26 protein-coding genes are annotated in these 26,728 nt (G+C 70.2%); 19 read left to right on the top strand and 7 right to left on the bottom strand.

The features are described from left to right. Positions 1 to 97: 97 nt before the first annotated feature. The 7 genes from H9633_RS05360 to H9633_RS05330 all read left to right on the top strand — a co-directional run bounded on the left by H9633_RS05360 (position 98) and on the right by H9633_RS05330 (position 7,355). Positions 98 to 1,384 (top strand): adenylosuccinate synthase, encoded by a 1,287-nt coding sequence (locus H9633_RS05360; RefSeq protein ID WP_191712373.1) that lies wholly within the window; start codon positions 98 to 100, stop codon positions 1,382 to 1,384. 25 nt (positions 1,385 to 1,409) lie between these two features. Further along, positions 1,410 to 2,585 carry a lactonase family protein gene (locus tag H9633_RS05355; protein ID WP_191712372.1) on the top strand — a complete coding sequence of 392 codons (1,176 nt, stop codon included), beginning with the start codon at positions 1,410 to 1,412 and terminating at the stop codon, positions 2,583 to 2,585. A gap of 101 nt (positions 2,586 to 2,686) precedes the next feature. Continuing rightward, positions 2,687 to 4,096 (top strand): dihydrolipoyl dehydrogenase family protein, encoded by a 1,410-nt coding sequence (locus tag H9633_RS05350; protein ID WP_191712371.1) that lies wholly within the window; start codon positions 2,687 to 2,689, stop codon positions 4,094 to 4,096. A gap of 103 nt (positions 4,097 to 4,199) precedes the next feature. Then, positions 4,200 to 5,021 (top strand): ABC transporter ATP-binding protein, encoded by an 822-nt coding sequence (locus H9633_RS05345; protein WP_191712370.1) that lies wholly within the window; start codon positions 4,200 to 4,202, stop codon positions 5,019 to 5,021. Further along, positions 5,018 to 5,689 (top strand): ABC transporter permease, encoded by a 672-nt coding sequence (locus H9633_RS05340; protein ID WP_191712369.1) that lies wholly within the window; start codon positions 5,018 to 5,020, stop codon positions 5,687 to 5,689. Before H9633_RS05345 ends, H9633_RS05340 begins: the two co-directional genes overlap by 4 nt. Continuing rightward, positions 5,686 to 6,414 carry an ABC transporter permease gene (locus H9633_RS05335; RefSeq protein WP_191712368.1) on the top strand — a complete coding sequence of 243 codons (729 nt, stop codon included), beginning with the start codon at positions 5,686 to 5,688 and terminating at the stop codon, positions 6,412 to 6,414. The genes H9633_RS05340 and H9633_RS05335 overlap by 4 nt, the downstream gene beginning before the upstream one ends. Positions 6,415 to 6,434: 20 nt before the next feature. Next, complete coding sequence (locus H9633_RS05330; RefSeq protein WP_191712367.1) at positions 6,435 to 7,355, top strand: ABC transporter substrate-binding protein; 921 nt, start codon at positions 6,435 to 6,437, stop codon at positions 7,353 to 7,355. 63 nt (positions 7,356 to 7,418) lie between these two features. Here H9633_RS05330 and H9633_RS05325 read toward each other — a convergent pair whose 3' ends face one another. Continuing rightward, on the bottom strand, positions 7,419 to 8,705 hold the full coding sequence (locus H9633_RS05325; protein WP_191712366.1) for an AI-2E family transporter: 1,287 nt from the start codon (positions 8,703 to 8,705) through the stop codon (positions 7,419 to 7,421). A 93-nt stretch (positions 8,706 to 8,798) separates the two neighbouring features. Here H9633_RS05325 and H9633_RS05320 point away from each other — a divergent pair, with 93 nt between their 5' ends. The 7 genes from H9633_RS05320 to H9633_RS05290 all read left to right on the top strand — a co-directional run bounded on the left by H9633_RS05320 (position 8,799) and on the right by H9633_RS05290 (position 14,265). Beyond that, positions 8,799 to 9,140, top strand: coding sequence for a hypothetical protein (locus H9633_RS05320; protein ID WP_191712365.1), 342 nt, complete (start codon positions 8,799 to 8,801; stop codon positions 9,138 to 9,140). Positions 9,141 to 9,144: 4 nt separating this feature from the next. Next, positions 9,145 to 9,450, top strand: coding sequence for a chorismate mutase (locus H9633_RS05315; protein ID WP_191712364.1), 306 nt, complete (start codon positions 9,145 to 9,147; stop codon positions 9,448 to 9,450). A 125-nt stretch (positions 9,451 to 9,575) separates the two neighbouring features. Next, on the top strand, positions 9,576 to 10,469 hold the full coding sequence (locus tag H9633_RS05310) for an SIS domain-containing protein (protein ID WP_191712363.1): 894 nt from the start codon (positions 9,576 to 9,578) through the stop codon (positions 10,467 to 10,469). A gap of 33 nt (positions 10,470 to 10,502) precedes the next feature. Beyond that, positions 10,503 to 11,489, top strand: coding sequence for an ROK family protein (locus H9633_RS05305; RefSeq protein WP_191712362.1), 987 nt, complete (start codon positions 10,503 to 10,505; stop codon positions 11,487 to 11,489). Further along, the gene (locus H9633_RS05300; protein ID WP_191712361.1) at positions 11,486 to 12,598 is read left to right on the top strand and encodes a 1-phosphofructokinase family hexose kinase; all 1,113 of its coding nucleotides are present in this window, start codon (positions 11,486 to 11,488) and stop codon (positions 12,596 to 12,598) included. The genes H9633_RS05305 and H9633_RS05300 overlap by 4 nt, the downstream gene beginning before the upstream one ends. Continuing rightward, a complete protein-coding gene (locus H9633_RS05295) occupies positions 12,595 to 13,461 on the top strand; it encodes a class II fructose-bisphosphate aldolase (protein WP_191712360.1) in 867 nt (288 codons plus the stop codon). The genes H9633_RS05300 and H9633_RS05295 overlap by 4 nt, the downstream gene beginning before the upstream one ends. A gap of 30 nt (positions 13,462 to 13,491) precedes the next feature. Beyond that, on the top strand, positions 13,492 to 14,265 hold the full coding sequence (locus tag H9633_RS05290; RefSeq protein ID WP_191712359.1) for a DeoR/GlpR family DNA-binding transcription regulator: 774 nt from the start codon (positions 13,492 to 13,494) through the stop codon (positions 14,263 to 14,265). Between the two features lie 30 nt (positions 14,266 to 14,295). On the opposite strand, the gene H9633_RS05285 is transcribed toward H9633_RS05290, so the two are convergent. Next, a complete protein-coding gene (locus H9633_RS05285; protein ID WP_191712358.1) occupies positions 14,296 to 14,778 on the bottom strand; it encodes an Lrp/AsnC family transcriptional regulator in 483 nt (160 codons plus the stop codon). 157 nt (positions 14,779 to 14,935) lie between these two features. On the opposite strand from H9633_RS05285, the gene H9633_RS05280 reads away from it, so the two are divergent. Then, complete coding sequence (locus H9633_RS05280; protein WP_191712357.1) at positions 14,936 to 16,159, top strand: NAD(P)/FAD-dependent oxidoreductase; 1,224 nt, start codon at positions 14,936 to 14,938, stop codon at positions 16,157 to 16,159. 189 nt (positions 16,160 to 16,348) lie between these two features. On the opposite strand, the gene H9633_RS05275 is transcribed toward H9633_RS05280, so the two are convergent. The 5 genes from H9633_RS05275 to H9633_RS05255 form a co-directional block, all read right to left on the bottom strand. Beyond that, on the bottom strand, positions 16,349 to 17,152 hold the full coding sequence (locus tag H9633_RS05275) for a MerR family transcriptional regulator (protein ID WP_071643648.1): 804 nt from the start codon (positions 17,150 to 17,152) through the stop codon (positions 16,349 to 16,351). A 301-nt stretch (positions 17,153 to 17,453) separates the two neighbouring features. Then, the gene (locus H9633_RS05270) at positions 17,454 to 19,340 is read right to left on the bottom strand and encodes a DUF5107 domain-containing protein (RefSeq protein WP_191712356.1); all 1,887 of its coding nucleotides are present in this window, start codon (positions 19,338 to 19,340) and stop codon (positions 17,454 to 17,456) included. Positions 19,341 to 19,368: 28 nt separating this feature from the next. After that, on the bottom strand, positions 19,369 to 20,169 hold the full coding sequence (locus tag H9633_RS05265) for an ABC transporter permease subunit (protein ID WP_191712355.1): 801 nt from the start codon (positions 20,167 to 20,169) through the stop codon (positions 19,369 to 19,371). Further along, entirely contained in the window at positions 20,166 to 21,119 is a 954-nt protein-coding gene (locus H9633_RS05260; RefSeq protein WP_191712354.1) for an ABC transporter ATP-binding protein, read from the bottom strand. Before H9633_RS05260 ends, H9633_RS05265 begins: the two co-directional genes overlap by 4 nt. Then, a complete protein-coding gene (locus H9633_RS05255; RefSeq protein WP_191712353.1) occupies positions 21,116 to 21,769 on the bottom strand; it encodes a TetR/AcrR family transcriptional regulator in 654 nt (217 codons plus the stop codon). The genes H9633_RS05260 and H9633_RS05255 overlap by 4 nt, the downstream gene beginning before the upstream one ends. A gap of 159 nt (positions 21,770 to 21,928) precedes the next feature. Here H9633_RS05255 and H9633_RS05250 point away from each other — a divergent pair, with 159 nt between their 5' ends. From H9633_RS05250 to H9633_RS05235, 4 genes are all read left to right on the top strand, one after another. Further along, positions 21,929 to 23,050 (top strand): class I SAM-dependent methyltransferase, encoded by a 1,122-nt coding sequence (locus tag H9633_RS05250; protein ID WP_191712352.1) that lies wholly within the window; start codon positions 21,929 to 21,931, stop codon positions 23,048 to 23,050. Between the two features lie 371 nt (positions 23,051 to 23,421). Beyond that, the gene (locus tag H9633_RS05245) at positions 23,422 to 24,756 is read left to right on the top strand and encodes a quaternary amine ABC transporter ATP-binding protein (RefSeq protein ID WP_191712351.1); all 1,335 of its coding nucleotides are present in this window, start codon (positions 23,422 to 23,424) and stop codon (positions 24,754 to 24,756) included. Then, a complete protein-coding gene (locus tag H9633_RS05240; protein ID WP_396654501.1) occupies positions 24,753 to 25,682 on the top strand; it encodes an ABC transporter permease in 930 nt (309 codons plus the stop codon). The genes H9633_RS05245 and H9633_RS05240 overlap by 4 nt, the downstream gene beginning before the upstream one ends. 51 nt (positions 25,683 to 25,733) lie before the next feature. Further along, on the top strand, positions 25,734 to 26,645 hold the full coding sequence (locus H9633_RS05235) for a glycine betaine ABC transporter substrate-binding protein (protein ID WP_191712940.1): 912 nt from the start codon (positions 25,734 to 25,736) through the stop codon (positions 26,643 to 26,645). Positions 26,646 to 26,728: the final 83 nt, after the last annotated feature.

Raw genomic sequence — 26,728 nt, 5'->3', positions numbered from 1 at the left:
GTCGCAGGCCCTCCGATAGGATGGTCACGCCCGATCAGGGCCAGCTCATCTGCCGGTGCAAACCCGGCGAAAGCGTGCAGCACCAGGGGGTACACGCATGCCAGGAATCGTGATCGTCGGCGTCCAGTGGGGCGATGAGGGCAAGGGCAAGGCCACCGACCTGCTCGGCGAGCGCACCGACTGGGTGGTCAAGTTCAACGGCGGCAACAACGCCGGCCACACCGTCGTCATCGGCGACGAGAAGTACGCCCTGCACCTGCTCCCCTCGGGCATCCTGAGCCCCGGGGTGAACCCGGTGATCGGCAACGGCGTGGTCGTCGACCTCGCCGTGCTGTTCCAGGAGCTCGACGCGCTCGAGGCGCGCGGCGTCGACACGTCGCGCCTGAAGGTGAGCGCCAACGCGCACATCATCACGGCGTACCACCGCACGCTCGACAAGGTCACCGAGCGCTTCCTCGGCAAGCGCCGCATCGGCACCACCGGCCGCGGCATCGGCCCGGCGTACGCCGACAAGATCAACCGCGTCGGCATCCGCGTGCAGGACCTCTTCGACGAGAACATCCTGCGGCAGAAGGTCGAGGGCGCCCTCGACCAGAAGAACCACCTGCTGGTGAAGATGTTCAACCGCCGCTCGATCACCGTCGACGAGATCGTCGACGACCTGCTCTCGTACACCGAGCGGCTGCGTCCGCTGGTCGCCGACACCGGGCACCTCGTCGACGAGGCCCTGAACCGCGGCGAGGTCGTCGTGTTCGAAGCCGGTCAGGCAACCATGCTCGACGTCGACCACGGCACCTACCCGTTCGTGACCTCGTCGACCGCGACGTCTGCGGGAGCGGCATCCGGCTCGGGAGTCGGACCCAACCGCCTCGACCGCATCGTCGGCATCGTCAAGGCGTACACCACCCGCGTCGGCTCGGGCCCGTTCCCCACCGAGCTCGAGGACGAGATGGGCGAGTGGCTGCGCAAGACCGGGTTCGAGTACGGCACCACCACGGGTCGCGACCGCCGCACCGGCTGGTACGACGCCCCGATCACCCGCTACGCGACGCGCGTGAACGGCATCACCGATCTCGTGCTCACCAAGCTCGACGTGCTCACCGGACTCGAGCAGATCCCGGTGTGCGTGGCCTACGACGTCGACGGCACGCGCTTCGACGAGGTGCCGGTCAACCAGACCGACTTCCACCACGCGAAGCCGATCTACGAGAGCTTCCCCGGCTGGAGCGAGGACATCTCGACGGCGCGCACCTTCGACGACCTGCCGCAGACGGCGAAGGACTACGTGCTCACCCTCGAGCGGATGAGCAACACCCGCATCTCGGTGATCGGCGTGGGCCCGGCCCGCGACCAGGTGATCGTGCGCCACGACCTGATCGACTGATCCCGCAGCCGGGAGAGGACGCAGCATGACGCGGTTCTGGATCGGCGGCTACGGCTCCGACACGGAGGGCGATGCCGAGGGCATCGGCATCCTCTCGGTCGACGAGGGCCGCGGACCGTCGACGCTGCGCCATCGCGGCACGGCCGCGCCGGTGGCATCCCCCTCGTGGCTGGCGGCGCATCCGACGCTCGACGTCGTCTACGCCGCCCAGGAGGGTGCAGGGGTGGTGCAGGCGTTCGCCCGCGCCGGAGAAACGGCGCTGCGTCCGCTCGGCGGTCCGCTCCCCGCCGGCGACTCGGTCTGTCATCTCGCCGTCTCGCCCGGCGGACGGATGCTGATCGCCAGCTGCTACGGCGACGGACGGGTCGTCCGCTTCGGCATCGCCGACGACGGCGCGCTCGTGCCGGCCGGCGTCGACAAGGCCGCGGCCCTGCGCGCCGCGCTGTTCGGCGACGGTGGGGCCTCGGGCTTCTTCGACACTCCGGGGGCCGACACTCCAGATGTCGGACCGGATGCCGTGAACCGTCCGACATCTGGAGTGTCGGCCCCCGATGTGCATCGCGCCCGCGACCCGCACCCGCTTCCCGCGGGCGAGGAGCCGCGGGTGTCGCACGCGCACGCGGCGGTGTTCCTGCCCGACGGGCGCATCGCCACCACCGACCTCGGGTTCGATCTGGTGCGCATCTGGCGGGCATCCGGCGCGGGGCTGACGGTCGATCACGACGTCGTGCTGCCGCGCGGCACCGGGCCACGCCACATGGTGCTGCACCCCAGCGGGCATCTGCACGTGGTCACCGAGTACTCGTGCGAGGTGTTCACCCTGGCATCCGCCCGCGACGGAGTCTGGGGCCTCGTCTCGGCCACCACCGCGTCGCCGATCGCCCAGATCGGGGTCGACTTCCCCGCCGAGCTCGCGGTCTCCCGCGACGGAGACACCCTCTACACGGCGCTGCGCGGCAGCAACACGCTCGCGGCTCTCCGCGTGCGCGGTGGCGGCGAGATTCTCGAACCGTTCGCGCTCGCCGACTCGGGCGTCGACTGGCCCCGCCACCATCTCGTGTACGACGGCACTCTGCTCGTGGCGGGACAGCGGTCGGGCACGGTCAGTGTGGTCGATCTGGACGAGCGCACCGGAGCCCCGCGCGACGTGCGCCACGTCACCGACGCGCCGACGCCGACGGTGATCCTGCCCGCGCGCTGAACCGGCCGGCCGGTGCCGACGCGCGCCGTCCGCCGCACGGGCACGCCGCTGCCCGTGTCAAGCCCCGTCGACGAGTCGCCGCACTCGGCGAGACTGACGGCATGAGCGACGAATACGACCTCATCGTCCTGGGTGCCGGCCCCGTCGGCGAGAACGTGGCCGACCGAGCGGTGCAGGGCGGCCTCACCGCCGTCATCGTCGAGAGCGAGCTGGTCGGCGGCGAGTGCTCCTACTGGGCGTGCACGCCGTCGAAGGCGCTGCTGCGGCCCATGCAGGCGCTGCGTGCGGCGCAGCGAGTGCGGGGAGTCGACGGCGGCAGCATCGCGCCCGCCGAGGTGCTCGCCCGGCGCGACGGCTTCGTCTCGCACTGGTCGGACGAAGGCCAGGTCACGTGGCTGCAGAGCGCCGGCATCGACCTGGTGCGCGGGCACGGCAGGCTCACCGCCGAGCGCGAGGTCACCGTGACCACCGACGAGGGCGAGCGGGTGCTGCGGGCGCGGCACGCGGTCGCGGTGGCGACCGGATCGGATGCCACGATCCCCGACATACCCGGTCTCGCCGAAGCCCACCCGTGGACCAGCCGCGAAGCGACCGCCGCCGAGCAGGTGCCCGAATCGCTGGCCGTCATCGGCGGCGGCGTCGTCGGCGTCGAGATGGCGACGGTCTACGCCGGACTCGGCGCGGCGGTCACGCTGATCGCCAGACGCGGCCTGCTCGAGCGGATGGAGCCGTTCGCCGGTGAGCAGGTCGCCGAGGGGCTGCGCGGGCTGGGCGTCGACGTACGGCTGAACACGCAGACCACCGCCGTGCGCCGCGAGGGCGATGCGGTGACGCTGACCCTCGATGACGGTCACGAGATCACGACCGCCGAGGTGCTCGTCGCGACCGGACGAACGCCGCGCAGCGCCGACATCGGACTCGACGTCGTGGGGCTGCGACCCGGCCGCTCGATCGAGGTCGACGACACGATGCGCGTGCCGGGCAGCGATTGGCTGTACGCCGTCGGCGACGTCAACGGCCGCGCACTGCTGACCCACCAGGGCAAGTACCAGGCGCGCGCTGCCGGCGATGTCATCGCGGCCCGCTCTCGCGGCGAGGTCATCGCCGACGACGCGTGGGGCCGTCACGTCGCGACGGCCGATCACGCCGCGGTGCCGCAGGTCGTGTTCAGCGAACCCGAGGTCGCCTCGGTGGGGATGACCGCGGATGCCGCGCGCGACACGCGACAGCAGATCGCGGTCGTCGACTACGACCTCGGCTCCGTGTCGGGCGCGGCGCTGCACGCCGACGGCTACCAGGGACAGGGGCGGGTGGTGATCGACACCGAGCGCGACGTGATCGTCGGGGCGACCTTCGTGGGGCCCGACGTCGCCGAGATGCTGCAGGCTGCGACGATCGCCGTGGTCGGGGAGGTGCCGATCAGCCGGCTCTGGCACGCCGTTCCCGCCTATCCGACCATGAGCGAGATCTGGCTGCGGTTCCTCGAGCAGTACGGCAGGCAGTCCGCATGACAGGTCGGTGCGATTCCGCCGCAATGTCGGCGATGTCGCCTACCCTCGAAGGGATGCCAGGAGGTACGTGCATGAGAGCTGTCCCCGCAGGAGCCGAGACGCGATGATCGAGTTCCGGTCTGTCACCAAGAGGTTCCCCGATGGCACCCACGCCGTCGACGATTTCAGCCTGGTCATCCCGTCACGCAAGACGACCGTCTTCGTCGGCTCGTCCGGCTGCGGCAAGACGACGCTGCTGCGCATGATCAACCGCATGGTCGAGCCCACCTCCGGCGAGGTCGAGATCGACGGGAAGAGCGTGCTGGGCGGCGACCCGGTCGCACTGCGACGCAGCATCGGCTACGTCATGCAGAACTCCGGTCTGATGCCGCATTTCACCGTGCTCGACAACGTGGCGACCGTGCTGCGCCTCACCGGCGTCTCGCGTCGCGACGCACAGGTGCGCGCGCGCGAGATGCTCACCACGGTCGGTCTCGACCAGTCGCTCGCCGACCGCTACCCCAGCCAGCTCTCGGGCGGTCAGCAGCAGCGGGTGGGCGTCGCGCGGGGGCTCGCGGCAGACCCGAACATCCTGCTCATGGACGAGCCGTTCGGCGCCGTCGACCCGATCGTGCGCGCCGACCTGCAGCAGGAGCTCATCCGCCTGCAGGACGAGCTCGACAAGACGGTCGTCTTCGTCACGCACGACATCGACGAGGCCTTCCTGCTCGGCGACCAGGTCGTCATCCTCGATCGCGGAGCGCGGATCGTGCAGGTCGGCAGCCCGAGCGAGATCATCGAGAACCCGGCGGATGCCTTCGTCGAGGCGTTCATCGGCGCCGAGCGCGGCCGCCGCGCTCTGACCGTGAAGCAGACGCCGAACGGCGCGGTCGTCGTCGATTCGGAGGGTCGCACGCAGGGCCGCCTGGTGGAGGACACCGCATGAACTGGGTGGTGGACAACCTCGGGCTCATCGTCGAGCTCACGGTCATCCACCTGCGCCAGAGCCTCATCCCGATCGTGCTCGGGCTCGTGCTCTCGCTGCCGCTCGGCTGGGTCGCCTGGCGCTACCGGCTCGTGCGCGGGCCGGTCATCGTGCTCACCGGCCTGCTGTACACCATCCCCTCGCTCGCCCTGCTGATCCTGATGCCCGCGGCGCTCGGGTACTCCGTGATCAGCGAGCAGAACCTCGTCGCCGCGCTGACGATCTACGCGGTCGCCATCCTCGTGCGGGCCGTCGCCGACGGACTCGACTCGGTGGATGCCGACGTGCTGCAGGCGTCGACGGCCATGGGGTACGCCGCGCCGCGCCGGTTCTTCACCATCGAGCTGCCGCTCGCCGGCCCCGTGATCCTCGCCGGGCTGCGGGTGACCGCGGTGTCGACGATCTCGCTCGCCACGGTGGGCATCCTCATCGGCGTGACCAACCTCGGCTACCTGTTCACGAACGGGCAGCAGCGCCGGCTCATCCCTGAGGTGCTCGCCGGCGTCGTGGCGGTGGTGGTCATCGCCCTGCTCGTCGACGCCCTGCTGATCCTCGCGGGGCGGGCGCTGATGCCGTGGACCCGAGCGACAGCCATCGCGACTCGGCGGGCGAAGGCGGCCGGCGCATGAACCTCTTCGCCGACGCGCTCGCCTGGCTGTTCTCGCCCGATCGCCTGGTGGGCACCTACGCCCTGCCGACCCTGCTCGCCCAGCACCTGATCTACACGATCGTCTCGGTCGCCGTCGCCGCCGCGATCGCACTGCCCGCGGGGTGGCTGATCGGCCACACCGGTCGCGGGCGCGAGATCGCCGTCGCCATCTCGGGCGCCGCGCGCGCGATCCCGTCGTTCGGGCTGCTCGTGCTGCTGGTGCTCGTGCTCGGCATCCTGCAGACCCCGCTCGCCGCCGTCATCACGTTCGTGCTGCTGGCGATCCCCTCGCTGCTCGCCGGCGCGTACACGGGGCTCGAGGCCATCGACCGCCGAGTCATCGATGCGGCGCGCGCGATGGGCATGACCGAGTGGCAGATCTTCACGAAGGTCGAGCTGCGACTCGGACTGCCGCTGCTCGTCGGCGGGCTCCGGTCGGCTCTGCTGCAGGTGATCGCCACCGTCACGATCGCCGCCTACGTCAACCTCGGCGGACTCGGGTGGCCCATCATTCAGGGCATCCCGCTCAGTCGTTTCGACCAGGTGCTCGGCGGGGCGATCCTCGTCGCGGCCCTGGCTCTCATCGTCGACCTGCTGATGGCGCTCGCGCAGCGAGCCGCCGTCCCTGCGGGGCTGCGCACCCCAGCATCCGCCAGTCCGTCTTCGCCGTCGCGCGCTCGCCGCGCGGCATCCGCCCCTGCCTGACCCACACCGAAAGGCCCGCCATGTCCACACACAGCAGAACCCGCACCGCCGTCACCGCCGGCATCGCCATCGTCGCCGCCCTGTCACTGGCCGGCTGCGCCTCGGATTCGAACCCGCTCGACAAGCCCAGCGCCGACAGCAGCGACACGGGCGGCGACACAATCGTCGTCGGCTCGCAGGCGTACTACTCGAACGAGATCATCGCCGAGATCTACGCCCAGGGCCTGGAGAATGCCGGCTTCACCGTCGAGCGCACGTTCAACATCGGCCAGCGCGACGCCTACATGCCCGAGGTCGAGTCCGGCAACATCGACGTCTTCCCGGAGTACACCGGCAACCTGCTCGAGTACCTCGACAAGGAGGCGACGGCCACCAGCCCCGACGACGTGTACGCCGCCCTGAAGGACGCACTTCCCGACGGTCTCACCGCGCTGCAGTACGCCGACGCCAGCGACCAGGACACCTACACGGTGCTGACGTCGTTCGCCGACGAGAACGAGCTCACCTCGATCGCCGATCTGTCGAAGCTCAGCGAGCCCGCCACCATCGGAGCCGCGCCCGAGTTCGAGCAGCGCCCGTACGGCCCCGCGGGCGCGAAGGAGGCGTACGGCATCGACCTGACGTTCTCGGCCACCGGGCAGGGCACCCTCGAGGCGCTGCTGGCCGGCACGGTGCAGGTGGCAGACATCTACTCCGCCGACCCCGCCTTCCAGACCGAGGACATCGTGGCGCTGGAAGACCCCGAGAACATGATCCTGGCCTCGAACGTCGTGCCGCTCGTCTCGAGCGACATCGCCGACCAGGTCAGCGAGGTCATCGACTCCATCAGCGCCGAGCTGAGCGCCGAGGACCTCGTCGCGATGAACGTGCAGAGCACGGTCGACCAGAAGTCGTCGGCCGACATCGCCGAGGCATGGCTGAAGGACAAGGGTCTGATCTGACCCTCGTCACAGCGCCGGCGCGGCCGGGTGGGTTCGCCCGCCTGGCCGCGCTCGCGTTGCGGGTCAGACGCGCTCGTCCTGCCGCGGGATGAAGATCTGGTTCAGGACGATGAGGATGGATGCCGTGGCCGGCACCGCGACGAGCGCACCGAGCAGTCCGAGCAGGGTGCCGCCGACCAGCGCGCCGAGCACGACCAGCAGGCCAGGCACCTCGAGGGTGCGGTTCATCACCTTCGGGGTGAGGACGTACGCCTCGATCTGGATGTAGATCAGGTAGACGACACCGAAGATCAGCGCGTGCACGGGGTCGGCCAGCAGCGCGACGACCGTGCCGATGGCGAGGAACAGCAGCGGGCCGATCAGCGGGATGAGCGTCACGAGGAACGCGACGACCGCCATCAGCGGGGGGAACGGCAGACCCAGCAGCAGGTAGAGCACGAGCGCCACCATCGAGTTCGCGAACGCCAGGATGACCATGCCCTGCACGTAGCCGCCGACCGACTCGGTGATCTGGTCGACGATGCCGCGGGCCTGCTGGCGCTTGCGGGCCGGTGCCAGGCGCAGCATCGAGGTGATGATGCCGGGCAGGCCGACCACGAAGTACAGCGTGAGCACGAACACGATGACGAAGGCCGAGACGCCTTCCGCGATCGAGGTGCCGACCTTCAGGGCGCCGCCGCCGAGCGCGGTGAGCGTCTTGCCGTCGGTGAGCAGCTTCTCGCCGTCGGTGAGCAGCGAGCCGATCTGATCGCCGAACTGCTTCTCGAGCAGCAGGTACAGGTCGGTGTGCACGAAGTCGTCGATGACCTTGGGCACCGACTTCACGAACGAGGCGATCTGCTCGACGACGACGGGCACGATCAGCACCAGCACGAGTCCGACGGCCGCCACGAGGGCGACGATGACGATGGCCACGCTCACCCCGCGGGAGAGCCCGCGCCTCTCGAGCAGCCGCACGGCCGGATTCAGGCCCAGCGCCGCGAACAGGGCGATGGCGACGTAGACGAGCACCGTCGACAGGCTGGTGAGTGCGAGCGCCACGAGGAACGCCGACAGACCGCCCAGGGTGAGCAGGAAGCCGAGCCGATACGGACGGTCGATGCGGGTCCACATCGACCGGCGCGGGGTGGGGGCGTCAGCGGGCGAGGGGTGCTCCGCGGCCTCGGCCGCGGCAGCCGCGGCATCCGCTTCGTCGGCTGCCGCACTGGCCTCGTCGGCTGCGGCGTCGGCCTGGATGGCCGCTCCCACCTCCGCGGCCTCCGCAGCATCTGCGGCGCGGGTCGCCCTGGCGGCCGCGCGGGAGTCGCTGCGGTCGGAGGCCGCGGGCGACGTGGGGTCTTCAGTGCTCATGGCGACACTCTACGGCGGCGCCGAGGTGACCCTGCCTTCGGCGCCGGGGCTTGACTATCGTGAGAGGTGCGACCACCCCCTTTGGAGGATCCCATGTCCGACGAACACGCACACGACGCATCCGAGCCCCCCGCGGGCGAGTACACGGATGCCGACCACGGCGACGGCACGACGACCGGCAGTCACGCCGCGCATGTCGGCGACGCCGAGGGCGAGTACACCGACGGCGTCTACTCTGCCGACGGCCGCGAGCAGCACCTGCCCCATCACGGCGAGGGCGCGTACACCGACGCCGAGCACTCCAGCGACCACGCCGGTCACGCCGGTGACGCCGGTCGCACCGGCGCCCACGTCGATGAGGAAGAGGGCGAGTACACCGACGGACGCTACCCCGACGACGGCGACGCGGGTCGCGCCGACCGCCGGCACAGCTGACGCCGTGGGTGACGCCGACGCGCGCGAGGCGCGCGCTGAACTGTTGCGCCTGCGCGCCAGCATCGACAACATCGACGCCGCACTGATCTTCATGCTCGCCGAGCGCTTCCGCTGCACGCAGCAGGTCGGGCGGCTGAAGGCGGAGCACGACATGCCGGCCTCCGACCCTGGGCGGGAAGAGCAGCAGACCGCCCGCCTGCGCGCGCTCGCCGAGGAGGCGCACCTCGACCCCGAGTTCGCCGAGAAGTGGTTCAACTTCGTCGTCGCCGAGGTCATCCGCCACCACACCGAGGCGGCCGAGGGCCGCTGACACTCGGCGCGGCGCCGCGGTGGGAACCAGACGGGGGATGCCGTCTTTCAGCGCGCCTCCGATCTATGCGACAATATGATCGATATCTGGTTCTAAACGTCAGAAACAAGCATTCAGGAGTCGCCATGCACACCACCGCCGGCGCGCACATGCGCGCAGAGCTCACCTCGCAGCCCGAGACCTGGGCGCGCGCAGCCGCCATGCGCGATGAGCAGGCGCTGCTCCCGGCATCCGGCGCCCGCATCGCCGTCGTCGGCTGCGGCACCTCCTGGTTCATGGCGCAGTCGTACGCCGCGCTGCGCGAAAGCGCCGGTCACGGCGAGACCGACGCGTTCACGGCATCCGAGTTCCCCTTCGGCCGCGGCTACGACGCGATCGTCGCCCTCACGCGCTCGGGCACGACCACCGAGGTGCTCGAGCTGACCGAGCGCGTGAAGGGCAAGACGCCCGTCATCGCTGTCGTCGGCGACACGAGCTCGCCGCTGGTCGATATCGCCGACAGTGTGATCGGCCTGCCCTTCGCCGATGAGCAGTCGGTCGTGCAGACCCGCTTCGCGACCACGGCGCTGGCCCTGTTCCGCGCGTCGGTCGGTGAGAGCCTCGACGCCGCGATCTCCGACGCGCAGGCCGTGCTCGACGGCACCGACGACGACGCTCTCGCCGAGGCCGAGCAGTACAGCTTCCTCGGTATGGGCTGGGCGATGGGGCTCGCTCACGAGGCGGCGCTGAAGATGCGCGAGTCCTCGCAGTCGTGGACCGAGTCGTACAGCTCGATGGAGTACCGCCACGGCCCGATCGCGATCGCCGCGCCCGGACGCATCACCTGGCAGCTCGGCTCCGCCCCCGAAGGCCTGCAGGCGCAGGTGGAGGCGACGGGCGCTCGTTTCGTGCAGCACCCGATCGACCCGATGGCCGACCTCGTGCGTCTGCACCGCGTCGCCCTCGACCGCGCGGTCGCGAAGGGGCTCGACCCCGACCAGCCACGCAACCTCACCCGCTCGGTGGTCCTCGACGGCTGACACCCCACGACGGACGGATGACGGAGGGCACGCATGTCCGAGCAGAGCGACATCCCCGAGGTGGTCGGCGACGAGTCCGGTGAGCGGCTCGCCGCTGGTGTCTCGATCGGCGCCGGCGCGCCCGTGCTGGCCTTCGACGTGGGCGGCACCGACATCAAGTCGGCGCTGTTCGACGCCGACGGCACGGTCCTCGGGCTGCGGCGCACTCCGACCCCGGTGCGCGGCGAAGACAGCCCCGCCCGGCTGATCGAGCGGCTCGCCGAGCTCGCCGACGAGCTGCGCGCACAGCATCCGGATGTCGTGCCGCAGGCCGTCGGACTCGTCGTGCCCGGCATCGTCGACGCCGAGAGCGGCATCGGGGTGTTCAGCAGCAACCTGGGCTGGCGCGATGCGCCGATGCGCGACCTGATGGCGGCGCGATTCGGGATGCCCGTGGCCTTCGACCACGACGTGCGTACGGCCAGCTGGGCCGAGCACGTGCTCGGCGGCGCCCGCGACTACGCGAACGCGGTCGTGCTGATCATCGGCACCGGCATCGCCGGTGCGCTGCTGGTCGACGGACGTCCGTACACCGCGGGCGGCTACGCCGGCGAGATCGGCCACTCGCCGCTCGGGGAGTGGCCGTGCCCGTGCGGAGCACGCGGATGCCTGGAGGCCATCGCGTCGGCCGGCGCGATCTCGCGCCGCTACACCGAGGCCACCGGCGACCCGGTCGACGGCGCCCGCGACGTGATCGCCCGTGCTGCGGCGGGTGATGACACCGCCGCGCGCATCTGGAACGAGGCGCTCGACGCGCTCACGATGTCGATCGCCCAGCTCACGGCGGTGATCGCCCCGCAGGCCGTCGTCATCGGCGGGGGCCTGTCGCGTGCCGGGAGTGCGCTGTTCGACGAGCTGCGCACGCGCCTCGCCGACCGGCTCAGCTTCCACCGCATCCCGGCGCTGGTCCCGGCCGAGCTGTCCGGCGATGCCGGCATCCTCGGGTCGGCGCTGCGCGCACGGCAGGCGGTGCAGGCATGATCGTCACCGTCAGCCCGAACCCCGCCCTCGACCTCACCTGGCACGTCGCCTCGCTCACGATCGGCGACACGCACCGGGCGGATGCCGGACAGGCGCGCGCCGGGGGTAAGGGACTCAACGTCGCCCGCGTCGCGCACGCGCAGGGGGCGGACGTGCTCGCCGTGACCACCACCGGCGGCGCGACCGGCGAGGAGTTCGCCGCGGAACTCGCCTCGTCGCGGGTTCCGCACGTGCTCGTGCCGGTCGAGGCATCCACCCGGCGCAGCATCGCCCTCGTCGACGAGGCACTCGGCGACACGACCGTGGTCAACGAGCGGGGCGTCGCCCCGTCTGACGCGGAGTGGCAGACCCTGCGGGATGCCGTGGCCCGCGCCCTCGCTGCCGGTGCCCCCGGTGCCCCGACCCCTGGCGCCCCCGCCGCCGGTGACGAACGGGGGGCCGACACTCCAGATGTCGGACGGATCCCGCGAGAACGTCCGACATCTGGCGTGTCGGCCCCCGGTCCGGACTCGCCCGGCGCACGGGTCCTGGTGATCTCGGGGAGTCTGCCCCCTGGCATCCCGAACGACGCCCTGCCCGACCTCATCCGGCTGGGCCGCGAGGCGGGAGCGACCGTGATCGCCGACACGTCCGGCCCGGCGCTGCTCGCCGCGGCGGATGCCGGGGCATCCGTCCTCAAACCGAACGAGCACGAGCTGCGCGACGCGACCGGCCTCGACGACCCGATCGACGGCGCACGCGAGCTCATCCGACGCGGAGCCCAGTTGGTGCTGCTCTCGCTCGGGGCCGACGGGATGCTGGCGGTCACGCCCACGGCATCCGGTGATGTCGGCGTGCTGCACGCCCGTCTCGGCGAGGTGCTCGCCGGCAATCCCACAGGAGCGGGGGATGCCGCGGTCGCCGCGTGCGCGGTGCTGATGGATGCCGGCAGCCACGACCCCGCTCAGATCCTGCGACGCGCGACCGCCTGGTCTGCTGCCGCGGTGCTGATGCCGCTGGCCGGCGAGATCCACCCGTCCTGGCCCGACCTGGAGTTCGCGCTGACCGTCACCGCACGGCCGGCCGGACCCACCGCTGATTCCGCACCCCACCCCGAGGAGACCCGATGACACTCGCATCCGCACGCGATCTGATGCGCGAGGCAGCCGAGGCCGGCACCGGCATCGGGGCGTTCAACGTCATCCACCTCGAGACGGCGGAGGCGCTGGTCTCAGCGTCCGAACGCGCGAATCTCCCGGTCATCCTGCAGATCTCGCAGAACTGCGCCGACTACCACGGCGGCCTCGAGCCGATCGGTGTGGCGACGCTCGCCGTCGCTCGACGCGCCGCCACGCCGGTCGCCGTGCACCTCGACCACGCCGAGCGGCCCGAGCTCGTCGACGAGGCCATCGCGCTGGGCTTCGGATCGGTGATGTTCGACGGCGGCAAGCTCGACTACGACGAGAACGTCCGCATCACCGCCGACGTCGCCTCGCGCGCCCGCGCCGCCGGCGTGTACATCGAGGCGGAGCTGGGCGAGGTCGGCGGCAAGGACGGCGCTCACGCACGCGGTGTGCGCACTGATCCCGACGAGGCGCGCGCGTTCGTCGAGGCCACCGGCGTCGACTCGCTCGCCGTCGCGGTCGGCTCGTCGCACGCGATGCTCGACCGCTCGGCCTCGCTCGACATCGACCTCATCGGCCGCCTCAAGAGCGCCCTCAGCGGCATCGGCCGCTCGGGAGGCGACGTCCCGCTCGTGCTGCACGGCTCGTCGGGCGTCTCAGACGATGTGATCGTACAGGCGGTCCGCGCCGGGATGACGAAGATCAACGTGTCGACCCATCTGAACGGCTTCTTCACGCGCGCGATCCGCGAGACGCTCGCCGCCGACGAGAAGCTCGTCGACTCACGCAAGTACTTCTCTCCCGCCCGTGAGGCGGTCGCCGAGGAGGCGGCGCGGATGCTGCGCCTGTTCGCCCTCGAATCCGCCTGACGGCGTGCGGACTGACACACTGAAACCGTCATGAAGCGCGCCGCCAGACTCACCGCCATCCTCGACCTGCTCGCAGACCAGGGTGAGGTGAGTGTCGACGATCTCGTCGAGCGCTTCGGCGCGTCCGCCGCCACCACCCGCCGCGACCTCGACAGCCTCGCCGAACGTCGCCTGCTGACCCGCACGCACGGCGGTGCGGTGGCGCAGTCCGTCGCCTACGAGCTGCCGATCCGCTTCCGCAGCCACCACGCCACGGGCGCCAAAGAGCAGATCGCCGCGGTGGCGGCATCCCTCGTCGAGCCCGGACAGGTCGTCGGCCTCTCCGGCGGCACCACCACCAATGCGATCGCGACGGCGCTCGCCGCGCGCGACGATCTGGCCGATCGCGGCATCACCGTCGTCACCAACGCCGTGAACATCGCCGCACAGCTGGCCATGCGCCCCGAGTTCAAGGTCGTCGTCACCGGCGGAGTGATCCACGCGCGCAGCTTCGAGCTGGTCGGTCCGTTCGTCGAGCAGCTGCTCTCGGGCATCCGGCTCGACACGGCGTTCATCGGCGTCAACGGTCTGTCGGCCGAGTCCGGCGCCACCACCCACGACGAGGCGGAGGCCGCTGTGAACCGCATGATGGCGCAGCGCGCGGATCGCCCGGTGATCGTCGCCGACGCCTCGAAGATCGGCCGTGCCGCGTTCGCCCACGTCGGCGGTGCCGACCTGTTCCCCCTCGTCGTCACCGATGCGGCAGCGACAGACGATCAGCGTGCCGCGCTGGTGGCCGTCGGGTTCGAGGTGCTCGCGGGCTGAGACGCGGCGGGCGTCTCGCGGCCGCGACGGTCAGAGCCCGCGCGGCCCGGCCGCCTGGGCGAAGATCAGGCTGGTGCTGGTCGACGCCACCTCCGGCTTCAGGCTGATGGTGTCGGAGACGAGTTCGCGCAGCGCCCCGGCATCCGGAACCGCGACGTGCACGAGGAAGTCGCGGTCGCCGGCGAGGAAGTACACCCGCTGCGTCGCGGGGAGCTGTTCGAGGTAGGTCTGGAACCGGCGCAGATCCCCGCGGGCGTGGGCGTGCAGGCGGATGGTGATCAGCGCCTCCAGGTGCAGGCCCAGCGCCTCGGGCGAGATCTCGGCGTGGAAGCCGACGATCACTCCGTTCGCCTGCAGGGCGCGGACGCGCTTGAGGCACGTCGACTCGGCGATGCCGGCGATCGCGGCGAGCTCGGTGTTCGAGATGCGGCCGTTGCGGCTCAGCTCCGAAAGGAGGATGCGGTCGACGGCGTCCAGGGGGGTCTGGCCGGATGCCGAAGAATAAGGGGCCATGTGCGCACTTCCTCGTCGTGAGATGAAGAATTTGATCAGGTGAGCGCGATTCTACGCAGAATCTTCGACGCAGCATCCGCAGATCGCCAGAATCCGCATAATCGCAGGCAGGGGTGTCCGCTTTCGCGCCTCTCATCAGCTCTCTCAGGAGGACGCAATGACGCGCACGATCATCGTCGGTGCTGGAATGGTCGGACTTGCCACGGCGTGGCATCTGCAGGAGCGCGGGGTCGACGTCACGGTCATCGACCGGGTCGGCGTCGCCGCCGGATCGTCGTGGGGCAACGCCGGGTGGCTCACGCCGGGCAAGACCATCCCGCTCGCCGACACCGGTCTGTGGACCTACGGGCCGAAGGCCCTGCTCGATCCGGACGCCGCGCTGCACGTGCCGTTCCGGGTGGATGCCGGGCTCTGGTCGTTCCTCGCACGGTTCGCCGCCCACGGCACCCACCGCGCGTGGGACAGGACGATGGCCGATCTCACGCCGATCGACAGGATCGCGCTGGAGTGCTTCGACGAGCTGATCGACGGGGGTGTGCAGTCGTGGACCCGCGAGGGCCCGTTCGTGATCGGCTTCAAGGAGAAGGACCACGCCAAGGGGTTCCTGCACGAGATCGAGGGCGTGATCCGGCACGGGCAGGACGTGCCGTTCGAGCGTCTCGAGAACCCGCGCGAGCTGGCGCCGGTGCTGTCGGATGCTGTGACGCATGCGTACCGGCTCGACGGGCAGCGCTTCTTCGAGCCGGCGCCGTTCGTCGAGGCGCTGGCTGATGCCGTCGTCGGGCGGGGTGCCGAGTTGATCACCGGGTACGAGGTCACCGACGTCTCGTCGACCCGCCGTCCCGTGGTGACCATGTCGAACGGGCAGCGGCTCGAGGCCGATTCTGTCGTGATCGCGACCGGCGCCTGGATGCCCGCGCTGGCCCGCAAGCTCGGGGTGCGCACCCGTGTGCAGGCCGGCCGCGGATACTCGTTCGCGGTGGCCACGTCGGTGCCGCAGGAGCACCCGGTGTACTTCCCGTTCCAGCGCATCGCGTGCACCCCCTACCAGGGGCGCTTCCGCATCGCCGGCACCATGGAGTTCCGCCGTCCCGACGAGCCCTTCCAGCCGCGGCGCGTGCAGGCGATCATCGCGCAGGCGCGCGAGATGTTCCAGGGTCTCGACCTCGACGACCGTCAGGACGAGTGGGTCGGCTCCCGCCCTGTCACCCCCGACGGTCTGCCGCTGGTCGGCGCGACCCAGGCGCCGAACGTTTACGTCGCCGGTGGTCACGGAATGTGGGGCATCGTGCTCGGCCCCGCGACCGGCAAGCTGCTCGCCGAGCAGATCACCACGGGCCGCATCGCCCCCGAGATCCGCCCTTTCAACCCCCTCCGCTGACCCGAGGCCCCCGCTGCCGGCATCCGGGGTCGGTTTCGGACGCCGACGCGGCCTAAACCGTACGCGATCGACCCCGCACCGGCGGAATCCAGCCCCGCGTGCCTGCATCCGCGGTCGGGGATGTGTTCGTCCGGTCAGGCGGATACCCGAACGGAGAGATGCATCCCTGACAGGCGCGACTCCGCTTGCTCAGGCCCGCGAGACGGGCTGCTGCAGCTCGGTGACCCAGCGGGATTCGTCTTCGAGGGGCCACGACCGCACATACAGTTCACGGCACGGACCCGAGGGCACGAAACCGCGGGCGAGCATCTCGGTGTGCAGCCCGTGCCAGGTCTTGCGGATGCCCGACATCGCGCCGAGATGGATGCCGCACACCGCGCGCTCCTCCGCGGCGAGCTCGATGATCTCTAGACCTTCGACGGGATCGCCGGCATACGCGTAGCCGATGGTCAGCAGCACCCCGTCATCGGTCGGTCGGTACTGCGCGATCGGCGTCTCGAGCATCCCCTCCGTCTCGGGCAGGCCGTCTTCGACCTCGCCGAACATGGCTCCCACATGCCGGCCGACCTCGTCGGCGGGCACGGTCGCCGTGCGGGCGATGAGGCGGACGGCGGGCAAAGGCTTCTCGATGAACTCGGCGGATGACATGCGATTCTCGCTTTCGATCAGGTGGAGGCGCCGTTCGACGTCGACGAGCCGTTCGGTCGCGATGCGGTGCTCGCGTTCCACCGCATCGCGGTGTCCGCGCAGCATCTGCATGAGTCGATCCCCGTCGATGCCCTCATCGAGCATGACGCCGATCTGCTCGAGACCGAACCCCAGCTGGCGCAGCGCGACGATCCGGTGCAGTCGGTGCAGCTGTGAGGGATCGTACGAGCGGTAGCCGCTGTGCTCGTCCACGTGGGCGGGTACGAGCAGGCCTGCGGTGTCCCAGTGTCGCAGCATGCGGTGGGTCACCTGGCCGATCTGCGCGAACGCTCCGATGGACAACATGGCTCCACTCGACCGCCTCTCACCGTGTCAGGGTCAAGTCTGGCTGATGGATGCGAAGAAGCATCGATCTCGCATCACGGCGAAGTGGTCGCGGTGCTGGTGAGCCCGCAGCGGCTGCGGAGCCGCCGCGCTCAGGAGGCGTGGCAGCAGACGGATGCGCTGCGTGAGCGCTTGGCGCGAGCACGCTCAAGCAGCCTGAGAGAGCGCCGCCCGGCATCCGGGGTCAGTTTCGTACGCTCATGCGGGCGAAACCGTACGCAATCGACCCCGCACCGGCGGAATCCAGCCCGGCGGCGCGGCGTCAGGCCATCGAGAAGTCGTAGCGCTCCGGCACGGGGCGGTCGGGGAAGGTCTCGCGCCAGACATCCGACATGCTCAGCTCACCCTCGCGGATGTCGGGCACATCGAACTCGTCTTCCAGCATCCGTCGTGCCTCGTCGTGCGCTCCGGATGCCAGCGCCGCGCGCACCGCGAGCACGCGGAACCGCCCCTGCTCTCGGACCGCGGGAGCAAGCGCGGCGAGGAATCCGGATGCCTCCTCCGCCCGCCCCGCGATCAGCAGAGCTTCGCCGAGTTCCATCGCGAGCGGCGCGAGATCGGGCGCCAGAGACGCGGCGTCGGTGAGAACGTTGATGCCCGCATCCACCTGGCCCTGGGCGATGCGCACCAAACCGAGCCCGCGCAGCGCCCACGCGCTGCGACGCTGCCGCAGCGACGCCTCGTAGTGCGCCGCCGCGCGGTCGACGGCCCCGGCGGCGTGCGCGATCACGCCGCGGTGGTAGTGGGTCAGCCATGTCGCCGGCGCGGCCCCGAGCAGGCGATCCCAATCTTCTCCGGCGACGTACGACACCGGGGCGTCCACGCCGGCATCGGGCGCCGATCCGTCGAGCAGCGCGCGCCAGTATTCGCCCTCGTCGCCCGCATCCCGGTCGAAGCGCACCCCGGGCAGGGCGTCGAAGCCGCGACCCAAGCGCGCGGCGAGCTCGGCCTCGAGGGCTCCCCAGGCGGCGCCGCGGTTCAGCATCCGCTCCGGTGCGGCGTCCGCGACCGCATCCAGACGTGATGAGTCGCAGCCACTGGCCGCCCGCTGCACCTGCGCGCCCACCACGGCAGAGGCGTCGGCCCAGGCCCCTTCGGCACCGTCGACCTGCAGCGGCACGAAGGTCTCGGTCCACTCCCAGGTGGCGCCGCCCGGCATCCGCAGGTGCTCGTACTGCGTGGTCGCGAGGCCGCCCTGGATCTCGAAGTACGAGCCGCCGAGCCACTCCTGCCAGTGCCGACCCCCGGCGGTGTCGCCCCAGACGAAGAGCTTGCGTCCCGACAGGCGCGGGGTCGAGACGTGCGCGAGTCCGGTGCCGTCCGGTTCGAGCGCAGCGATCCACGACATCTCCGTCCCCGAGAGGTCGTAGAACCAGTCGGCGGCGGCCGGTGCCTGCGCCGGTCGGCTCACGTCGGGCGCCGCGACGTCCACCCGCGCGAGAGTCCCGTCGTACTGCGTCTGATACGCGTGCGTCGCCGGGGCGAACACCCGCGAGCCCTCGGTCTGGGCGACCGCGATGTTCGTCCACCAGTACATGCCGGTCTCCTCGGCATGCGGATTGCGCACGCGCACCCGCACGTGCAGGGCCGCCACCTGCGAGTCGAGCGTGGCGTCGATCTGCACGATCAGCCCTCGGATGCGCTCGTACTCCCACATGCGCAGCACCGGTTCACCATCGGGCGCGGTCAGCGCGGCGGCGTACAGCGGTGCGCAGGTGAGCGGCCAGTGGCCGCGCATGCCGATGTTCCACTCCACCCCGCCCGAGAACCAGGCGTCTCGCAGCCCGAGGTTCGCGGGCTGGAACACCGTGTTGCGGTAGACCAGATCGCGCCCGGTCGTCTTGTCGAGCAGGCGCACCAGGCGCCCGCCGAGGTCGACGGCGAACTCGGCCCGCATGAGATCGTTCTCGAGCACGGCGACGCGCATCGGCGAGTCGGTGCGCTCGCGGGTGTACTGATCCTGCAGCAGATACGGGTGGATGCTGCTGACCTGGCCGTACCGGATGTTCTCGGCCAGGTCGTCCGGCAGCCCGTCCGTCGCCGCCTCATACGGCGCCTGCGGCATCGCGGCGACCGCGGGCAGCGGATTCGGCGCGCCGACCGGCGCCGACGGGAGGGTGACGGAGTCGAGCGTGAGGGTGGCAGTCATGATGACGCTCACGCTAGCGCTCGCGGCGTCATCCCCGCAGGTCTCGGCGCGAAAGGGCGAAGGCGGATGCCACGGCCAGCGCCACCGCGACACCCCAGACGAGCAGCAGGCCACCGGCGTCGACGCCGTCCTTCAACGGTGGCTGGCGGTACACCCACGCGTACGGCGAGAGCGCGTTCAGCCATTCGAGGTCGTCCGACTGCCTCGCCACGGCCTGGAACACGTAGCCGAGCACGGCGACGGCTGCGGCGGCGCCGGTGGCCCACGCCTTGCGGCCGGTGAGAGCTCCGGCGAGCAAGCCCACGGTTGCGCTGAGGAAGGCGAGCCCGGTGAGGGCGAGCGCAGCGCCGGCGATGTGCGGCGGATGGATGCCCAGCTCCGCCGGCTCATTCAGCGCGTACACGATCGCCCCCGACAGGGCACCCAGCCAGAGCAGCCGCACGAGCACGGCGATCGTCGACTCGGCGGCGTACTGCGCCCGGCCGATGCCGTGTGCGAGGTCGAGTTCGAGGCGGCCTGATTCCTCGGCACCCGCGATCGCGGCCGAGCCCCACAGTACGGCGGCGATCGTCAGCAGCAGAAAGCCCATCAGTCCGTAGAAGGTGCTCTGCGCGTAGCCGGCGCCGGTGGCGATCTGGTCGTAGCCCAGTGTCTCGATGAGCTGCGACGGCAGGGCCTTGATGATGTCTTCGAGCTGCCCGCTCGCGCCGAAGCTGGGGTACAGCGGCAGGTACAGCAGCAGCACCGCCGCGATGCCGACGCTCCAGCCGATCACGCCGCGCCACGACTCCCGGATGCTGCGCCGGAACACCGGCAGCGCGGCGCTCATCGTGCGCCTCCCTCGTGACCCGCGGTTCCGATCGATGAGGCAGAGCCGGCGGAGTACAGGCGCAGCACGCTCTCCTCCAGATCGGGCTCCTCGACGGTCAGGTCGTGCACGGTCATCTGCGCGAGCGCCTTCACGAACGGGTCGATCGGGCCGTCTACGGTCGCGGTGAGGTGCAGCACGCCGCCGCGCGGAAGGAGGTCGATCTCGCGCACGCCCGGGATGCCCATGAAGCGGCGGCGCACGGCATCCGGATCCGATCCTTCGAGCGAGGCCCGCACTCGCCGCACCGAGCCGAGGCGCAGCGAGGCGACGTCGCCGCTCGCGACCACGCGCCCCGCCGCGAGCACCGCGACCTCGTCGGCGACCTGCTGAATCTCGCTGAGCACGTGCGAGCTGAGCAGCACGGTCTGCCCGGCATCGCGCGCTTCGCGCACCATCGAGAGGAACTCGCGCTGCATCAGCGGATCGAGCCCGCTGGTCGGCTCATCGAGGATGAGCAGCTCAGGCCGGTGCATGAACGCCTGGATGAGACCGATCTTCTGCTTGTTGCCCTTCGACAGGCTGCGCACCGGGCGTGATAGGTCGACGCCGAGGCGCTCGGCGAGCTCGGACGTATACCCGCGATCGACCGGGTCCGACACCTCGGCGTAGAACGACAGCATCCGGTGCCCGGTGACGCGCCCCTCGAGATGCAGCTCGCCGGGCACGAAGCCGATCCGTCGTCGCAGTCGGGCGCCGCCGTGCCGCGGCTCCTCGCCGAGCACGCGCACCTCGCCGGAGGTGGGACGGATGATGTCGACCAGGGTGCGCAGGGTCGTCGTCTTGCCCGCGCCGTTCGGCCCGATCAGGCCGTAGATCGTGCCGCGCTGCACATGCATGTCGAGGCCATGCAGGGCAGTGCGCCACCCGAAGCGCTTGTGCAGCGCGGTGATGTCGATGACGGAACTCATGATGCGCCTCCTTCGGAGGGCTTATCGGATGCCAGGGCTTGGCGTGCCCCGTCGAGGAATGCGGTGCTCGAGTAGATGCCGTGCGTGAGCAGCTCGAGCGTGGGAAGCGTGGTGCGCACCATGCCGGCCGGACTCAGCTGGTCCTGACCGAGCATCCGGCCGACCTGCGCTCGCATCATCACGGGCGCGAGGCCCATCATCACCACGAGCAGCGTGGTCATCTCGGGGTCGCTCATCTCGACGAGGAGTCCCGCTTCGCGCTGCTCGTCGAGCATGTCGCGGGTGACGCGGACGATCTCGTCGAACAGGCGGTCGGCGGCCGGCGACCGGTCGCCGAGCATGCGCCCGAGGTAGTCGATGTACGGTCCGTAGCGCTCGACATCGTGCAGCGCGGCGCGGACGCGATCGGCCGTCGGCGTCTCGATCAGCTCGTGCTTGTCGTCGATGAACGCGGCGACGACGTAGTCGTCGCAAGCGGTGCGCAGCGCGTTCTTGTTGCCGAAGTGGTGCACGATCAGGGCGGCGCTCACGCCCGCTTCCTTCGCGATCGCGCGCAAGCTCGCCGCGTCGAACCCGTCGCGCGCGAAAGCGCGGATCGCGGCCTCGCGGATGCGGGCTCGCGCGGTGAGGTCGTCAGATGCTGAACGCATGTAGAGCAGACTAAACGCGCGTTCAGTGCGTGTCAATCTCCCTGCCTCGCGAAAAGGAGAACCACCCCTCGCTCCGGTATGACTTTCTGCCGCCTGAAGCCCTCTTGAGCGGCACGAACTCATACCGGAGCGAGAAGCGGTTCTCGATAGTGTGAGCAGGTGCCCGAGCTCGACTACAGCAGACTGCGGCGATCTCCCGACGTCGAGGCCGCGAACCTGCAGGCGTGGGATGCCACCGACCAGCTGCTCGTGCAACGCGCGCTCGACACCGGAATCGCCGGCGGTGAGACCGCGATCATCGGCGACGAGTACGGCGCGATCGCCCTCGCGCTGGCGGATGCAGGCGTCCAGGGTCTCCGCGCGCATCAGGACCTCATCACCGGCCGACGTGCGCTCGCCGCCAACGCCCGGGCGCTCGATCTGCCGATGCCCGCGGCGCACGAACTCGACAGCTCGCTGCTCAGCGGCGCGCGTCTCGTGCTGCTGCAGCTGCCCAAGGGGCTCGCCGAGCTCGAGGAGATCGCCGACGCGGTCGCCCGCTGGGCGGCGCCCGATGTCACGCTCGTCGCGGGTGGACGGGTGAAGCACATGGCGCTCACCCAGAACGAGGTGCTCGGGCGGTACTTCGCGGCTGTGCAGCCGCAGCGCGCGGAGCGCAAGTCACGGCTGATCGTGGCATCCGGCCTCCTGCCCGTGCCCGACCAGCCGCCGTTCCCGGTCAGCCGTCAGCACGACGGCTTCACCCTGTGCGCGTACGGCGGCGCGTTCGCCGGCCCGCGCCTCGACATCGGAACACGGGTGCTGATCGACGTGATGCCGACCCTCGCTCCGCCCGACCCGCCTGCGCTGCACGTCGTCGATCTCGGGTGCGGCACGGGGGCGCTCGCGGTCGCGTTCGCGCAGCAGCATCCGGATGCCAGGATCACCGCCACCGATCGGTCGGCCTCCGCGGCGCGCTCGGCTCAGGCATCCGTCGTCGCCAATGGCCTCGCCGGGCGCGTGACCGTGACCCTCGACGACGCGGGCTCCGAGCTGCCAGACGGATCGGCCGACCTCATCCTGCTGAATCCGCCGTTCCATCTCGGGACGAGCGTGCACGAGGGTGCCGGTCATCGCCTCATCCAGGCGGCGGCGCGACTGCTGCGCCCCGGTGGCGAGGTGTGGACGGTGTTCAACTCGCACCTCGATCATCGCGGCGTGCTGACCCGCGACGTGGGCCCGACCGAGCAGGTCGCCCGCACCCCGAAGTTCACCGTCACGCGCAGCGTCCGCCGCGGCTGACCCACCGCTTTCGAATCGCTCATATTGCCGTGTTCCGACCAGGAACACGGCAATACGAGCGATTCGAACTGAGGGGGAGAACCCCCGGTGACACGCGAAAACCGCAATCAGGATTTGCCACCGGATCAGCCATTCGTTAGCGTGGCTAGGTGGCCGAGAGGTCACAGTGACCAGTCCGCGGCCGCGTCCTTCCTTCGACACGAGCTGTACATGAAGAGGCGTGGGCGTACGGTCGATGTTCTGTCGCGGGGGTCCGAAATCCCCGTCCGTGCCGCTGTGCAGCATCTGTCGAAACGGCCTTGAGAACGTCACCCGGGCGTAACCGAAGCGGCCCGCCGAGACCCGAAGAATCGGTGGGCAACGGGGGAAACGTGTCCGAAACCGCTCTTGAAGCGCGCAATATCTACAAGGTCTTCGGTCGTAATCCGCAGCAGGCCGTGAAGCGTCTGAAGGCCGGTGAGACCCGCACCGAGGTGCAGGACGTCGGCACCGCAGCCGTCATCGACGCGAGCTTCACCGTGAACCGCGGTGAGATCTTCGTCATCATGGGCCTGTCGGGATCCGGCAAGTCGACCATCATCCGCATGCTCAACGGCCTGCACGACGCCACCGCGGGCGAGATCACGATCGGCGGAGACGCGATCACCGGCATCCCGGCCTCGCGCCTGCGCGACATCCGTCGTGACCGCGTGTCGATGGTGTTCCAGCACTTCGCGCTGCTGCCGCACCGCACGGTCGCCGACAACGTGGCCTACCCGCTCGAGCTGAAAGGCGTCGGCAAGACCGAACGGCTGCGCAAGGCCGACGAGATCCTGTCCCTGGTGGGTCTCGACGGCTGGGGCGACAAGCTGCCCAGCGAGCTGTCGGGCGGCATGCAGCAGCGCGTCGGCATCGCCCGCGCGCTCGCCGCCGACACCGACATCCTGCTGATGGACGAGGCGTTCAGCGCCCTCGACCCGCTGATCCGCCGCGAGATGCAGGAGCAGCTCGTCGAGCTGCAGGGGAAGCTGCGCAAGACCATCGTGTTCATCACGCACGACCTCAACGAGGCCATGTTCCTCGGCGATCGCATCGCCGTAATGCGCGACGGTCGCATCGTGCAGATCGGCACGCCCGAAGACATCCTCACCGACCCCGCGAACGACTACGTGGAGCAGTTCGTGCAGGACGTCGACCGCGCCCGCGTGCTCACCGCGTCGAACGTCATGGAGCGCCCGCGCCCCGTCGTGGCCGAGTCGTCGGGACCCCGCACGGCGCTGCGCCAGATGCGGGATGCCTACATGTCGGCGACCTACGTGGTCGGCCGCGACCGCAAGCTCGTCGGCATCGTCACCGACCGGGATGCCGTGAAGCTCGTGCGCAAGGGCGAGTCCTCGCTCGCATCGATCATCAAGCCGGTGCCGCAGAAGGTCGACGAGAACGAGGTGCTGATGAACCTCTTCATCCCGTCGGTCGAATCCCCCGTTCCGCTCGCGGTGACGGATGCCGAGGGGCGCCTCACCGGTGTGATCCCGCGCGTCACCCTGCTCGCCGCCCTCGGCCCCGGGCCGGGAGCGACGGGCGAGCTCACCCTGCCCCTGAACCCCATGCCGCAGGCCGTCATCGACGAGGTGCTCGCCGAGGCGAGCTCGTTCACCGAGGCGGCCGTAGAGCCGGCCGTAGACGACACCCCTGCCGGCACCGCTGACACCGAGGAGGTGCGCTGATGGATTTCCGCATTCCGATCGGAACCTGGGTCGCCGGCATCGTCGACTGGGTCAAGGACAACCTCGACGGTCTGCTCGATGGCATCGCGTTCGTCTTCGGCTTCCTCGTCAACGGACTGACTGACGGTCTGCTCTCGGTGCACTTCATCGCGATCATCGCGATCGCCGCGCTCATCGCGTGGCTGGTGCGCTCGTGGCAGCTCGCAATCGGCACCGCCGTGTCGTTGCTGCTGATCGTGGGCATGAACCTGTGGGTCCCCGCCATGCAGACCATGTCGCTCGTGCTCGTCGCGACGGTCGTCGCGGTGCTGATCGCCGTGCCGCTGGGCATCTGGTCGGCCCGCAATGCCACGGTGCGTGCGCTGCTGAAGCCGGTGCTCGACTTCATGCAGACCATGCCCGCCTTCGTCTATCTGATCCCCGCGATCGTGTTCTTCGGCATCGGCGTGGTGCCCGGCATGGTCGCGACGATCATCTTCGCGCTGCCTCCCGGTGTGCGACTCACCGAGCTCGGCATCCGCGGCGTCGACGCCGAGACGGTCGAGGCCGGTCAGGCGTTCGGCGCGAAGCCCGGGCAGATCCTGCGCGGCATCCAGCTGCCGCTCGCGATGCCGACCATCATGGCCGGCATCAATCAGGTGATCATGCTCGCCCTGTCGATGGCGGTCATCGCCGGCATGGCCGGCGCCGACGGCCTCGGCAAGATGGTCGTCGAGGCGATCTCGACGATCAACATCGCCAAGGGCGTCGAGGCGGGCCTCGGCGTCGTGCTGATCGCCGTCTTCCTCGACCGGGTCACCGCCGCCCTCGGCGCACCGGCCGAGAACCACGCGTCGCTGCTCGGCGTCCTGGCGCGTCGCCGTGAAGCGCGGCGCCGCGCCTCGGCATCCGTCACCGCACCGGATGCCGTGCTGCAGCCTGCCTGAGACGGCACCCTGCAACACCCCGCAATCACACATACGCAACAGAAAGAGAACATCGTGAAGAAGAAGATCACTGCACTTCTGGCCATGGGCGCCATCGGCTCGCTCGCGCTCGCCGGATGCGCCTCGGGTGGCGCCGGCGGAACGGGCGGCACCGGCGGCGACGCCGACGGCGGCTCCCCGGGCGACAAGGGCACCATCACGCTCGGCTTCCTGCCATCGTGGACCGACGGCCTCAGCACCGCGTACCTGCTCGAGAACAAGCTCGAGGAGATCGGCTACGACGTCGAGATGAAGACCCTCACCGACGCCGGCCCGCTGTACACCGGACTCGCGCAGGGCGACGTCGACATCTACCCGTCGGCGTGGCCCGAGCTGACCCACAAGAAGTACATGGACGAGTACGGCGACGACATCGAAGACCTCGGCACCTACTACGAGAACGCGAAGCTCACCATCGCGGTGCCCGAGTACTCCGAGCTCACCTCGATCGAGGACCTCAAGGGCAAGGCCGCGGACTACGACGGCAAGATCATCGGCATCGAGCCGGGTGCCGGCCTGACTGAGCAGACCACCAAGATGCTCGAAGAGACCGGTCTGAACAGCGAGTACGAGCTGGTCACCTCGTCGACCGCAGCCATGCTCACCGAGCTGAAGAAGGCGACCGACAAGCAGGAGGACATCGTCGTCACGCTGTGGCGTCCGTTCTGGGCCAACGACGCCTTCCCGGTGAAGGACCTCGAAGACCCGAACGGCCTGATGGGCGAGGCCGAGGGCCTGCACTTCCTGGGCACGAAGGGCTTCGCGGACAAGTACCCCGAGGCCGCCGAGCTGATCGAGAGCATCAAGCTCGACGACGAGCAGTACGGCTCGCTCGAGGACATGGTCGTGAACGAGTACGGCGAGGGCAAGGAGCGCGAGGCCGTCCAGGCATGGCTCGAGGAGAACCCCGACGTCATCAAGTGACCCGCTGACCGGCTGACGCTGCACCCTCAGCAGGTTACGATCCGGGGGCCGACACGCCAGATGTCGGACGGAACGCCATGTTC

Origin of the sequence: Microbacterium commune (assembly GCF_014836945.1) — a bacterium.
GTDB classification, from domain to species: domain Bacteria; phylum Actinomycetota; class Actinomycetes; order Actinomycetales; family Microbacteriaceae; genus Microbacterium; species Microbacterium commune.
The sequence above is the reverse complement of the archived record's forward strand: the minus strand, read 5'-3'. Positions and strand labels throughout refer to the sequence as shown.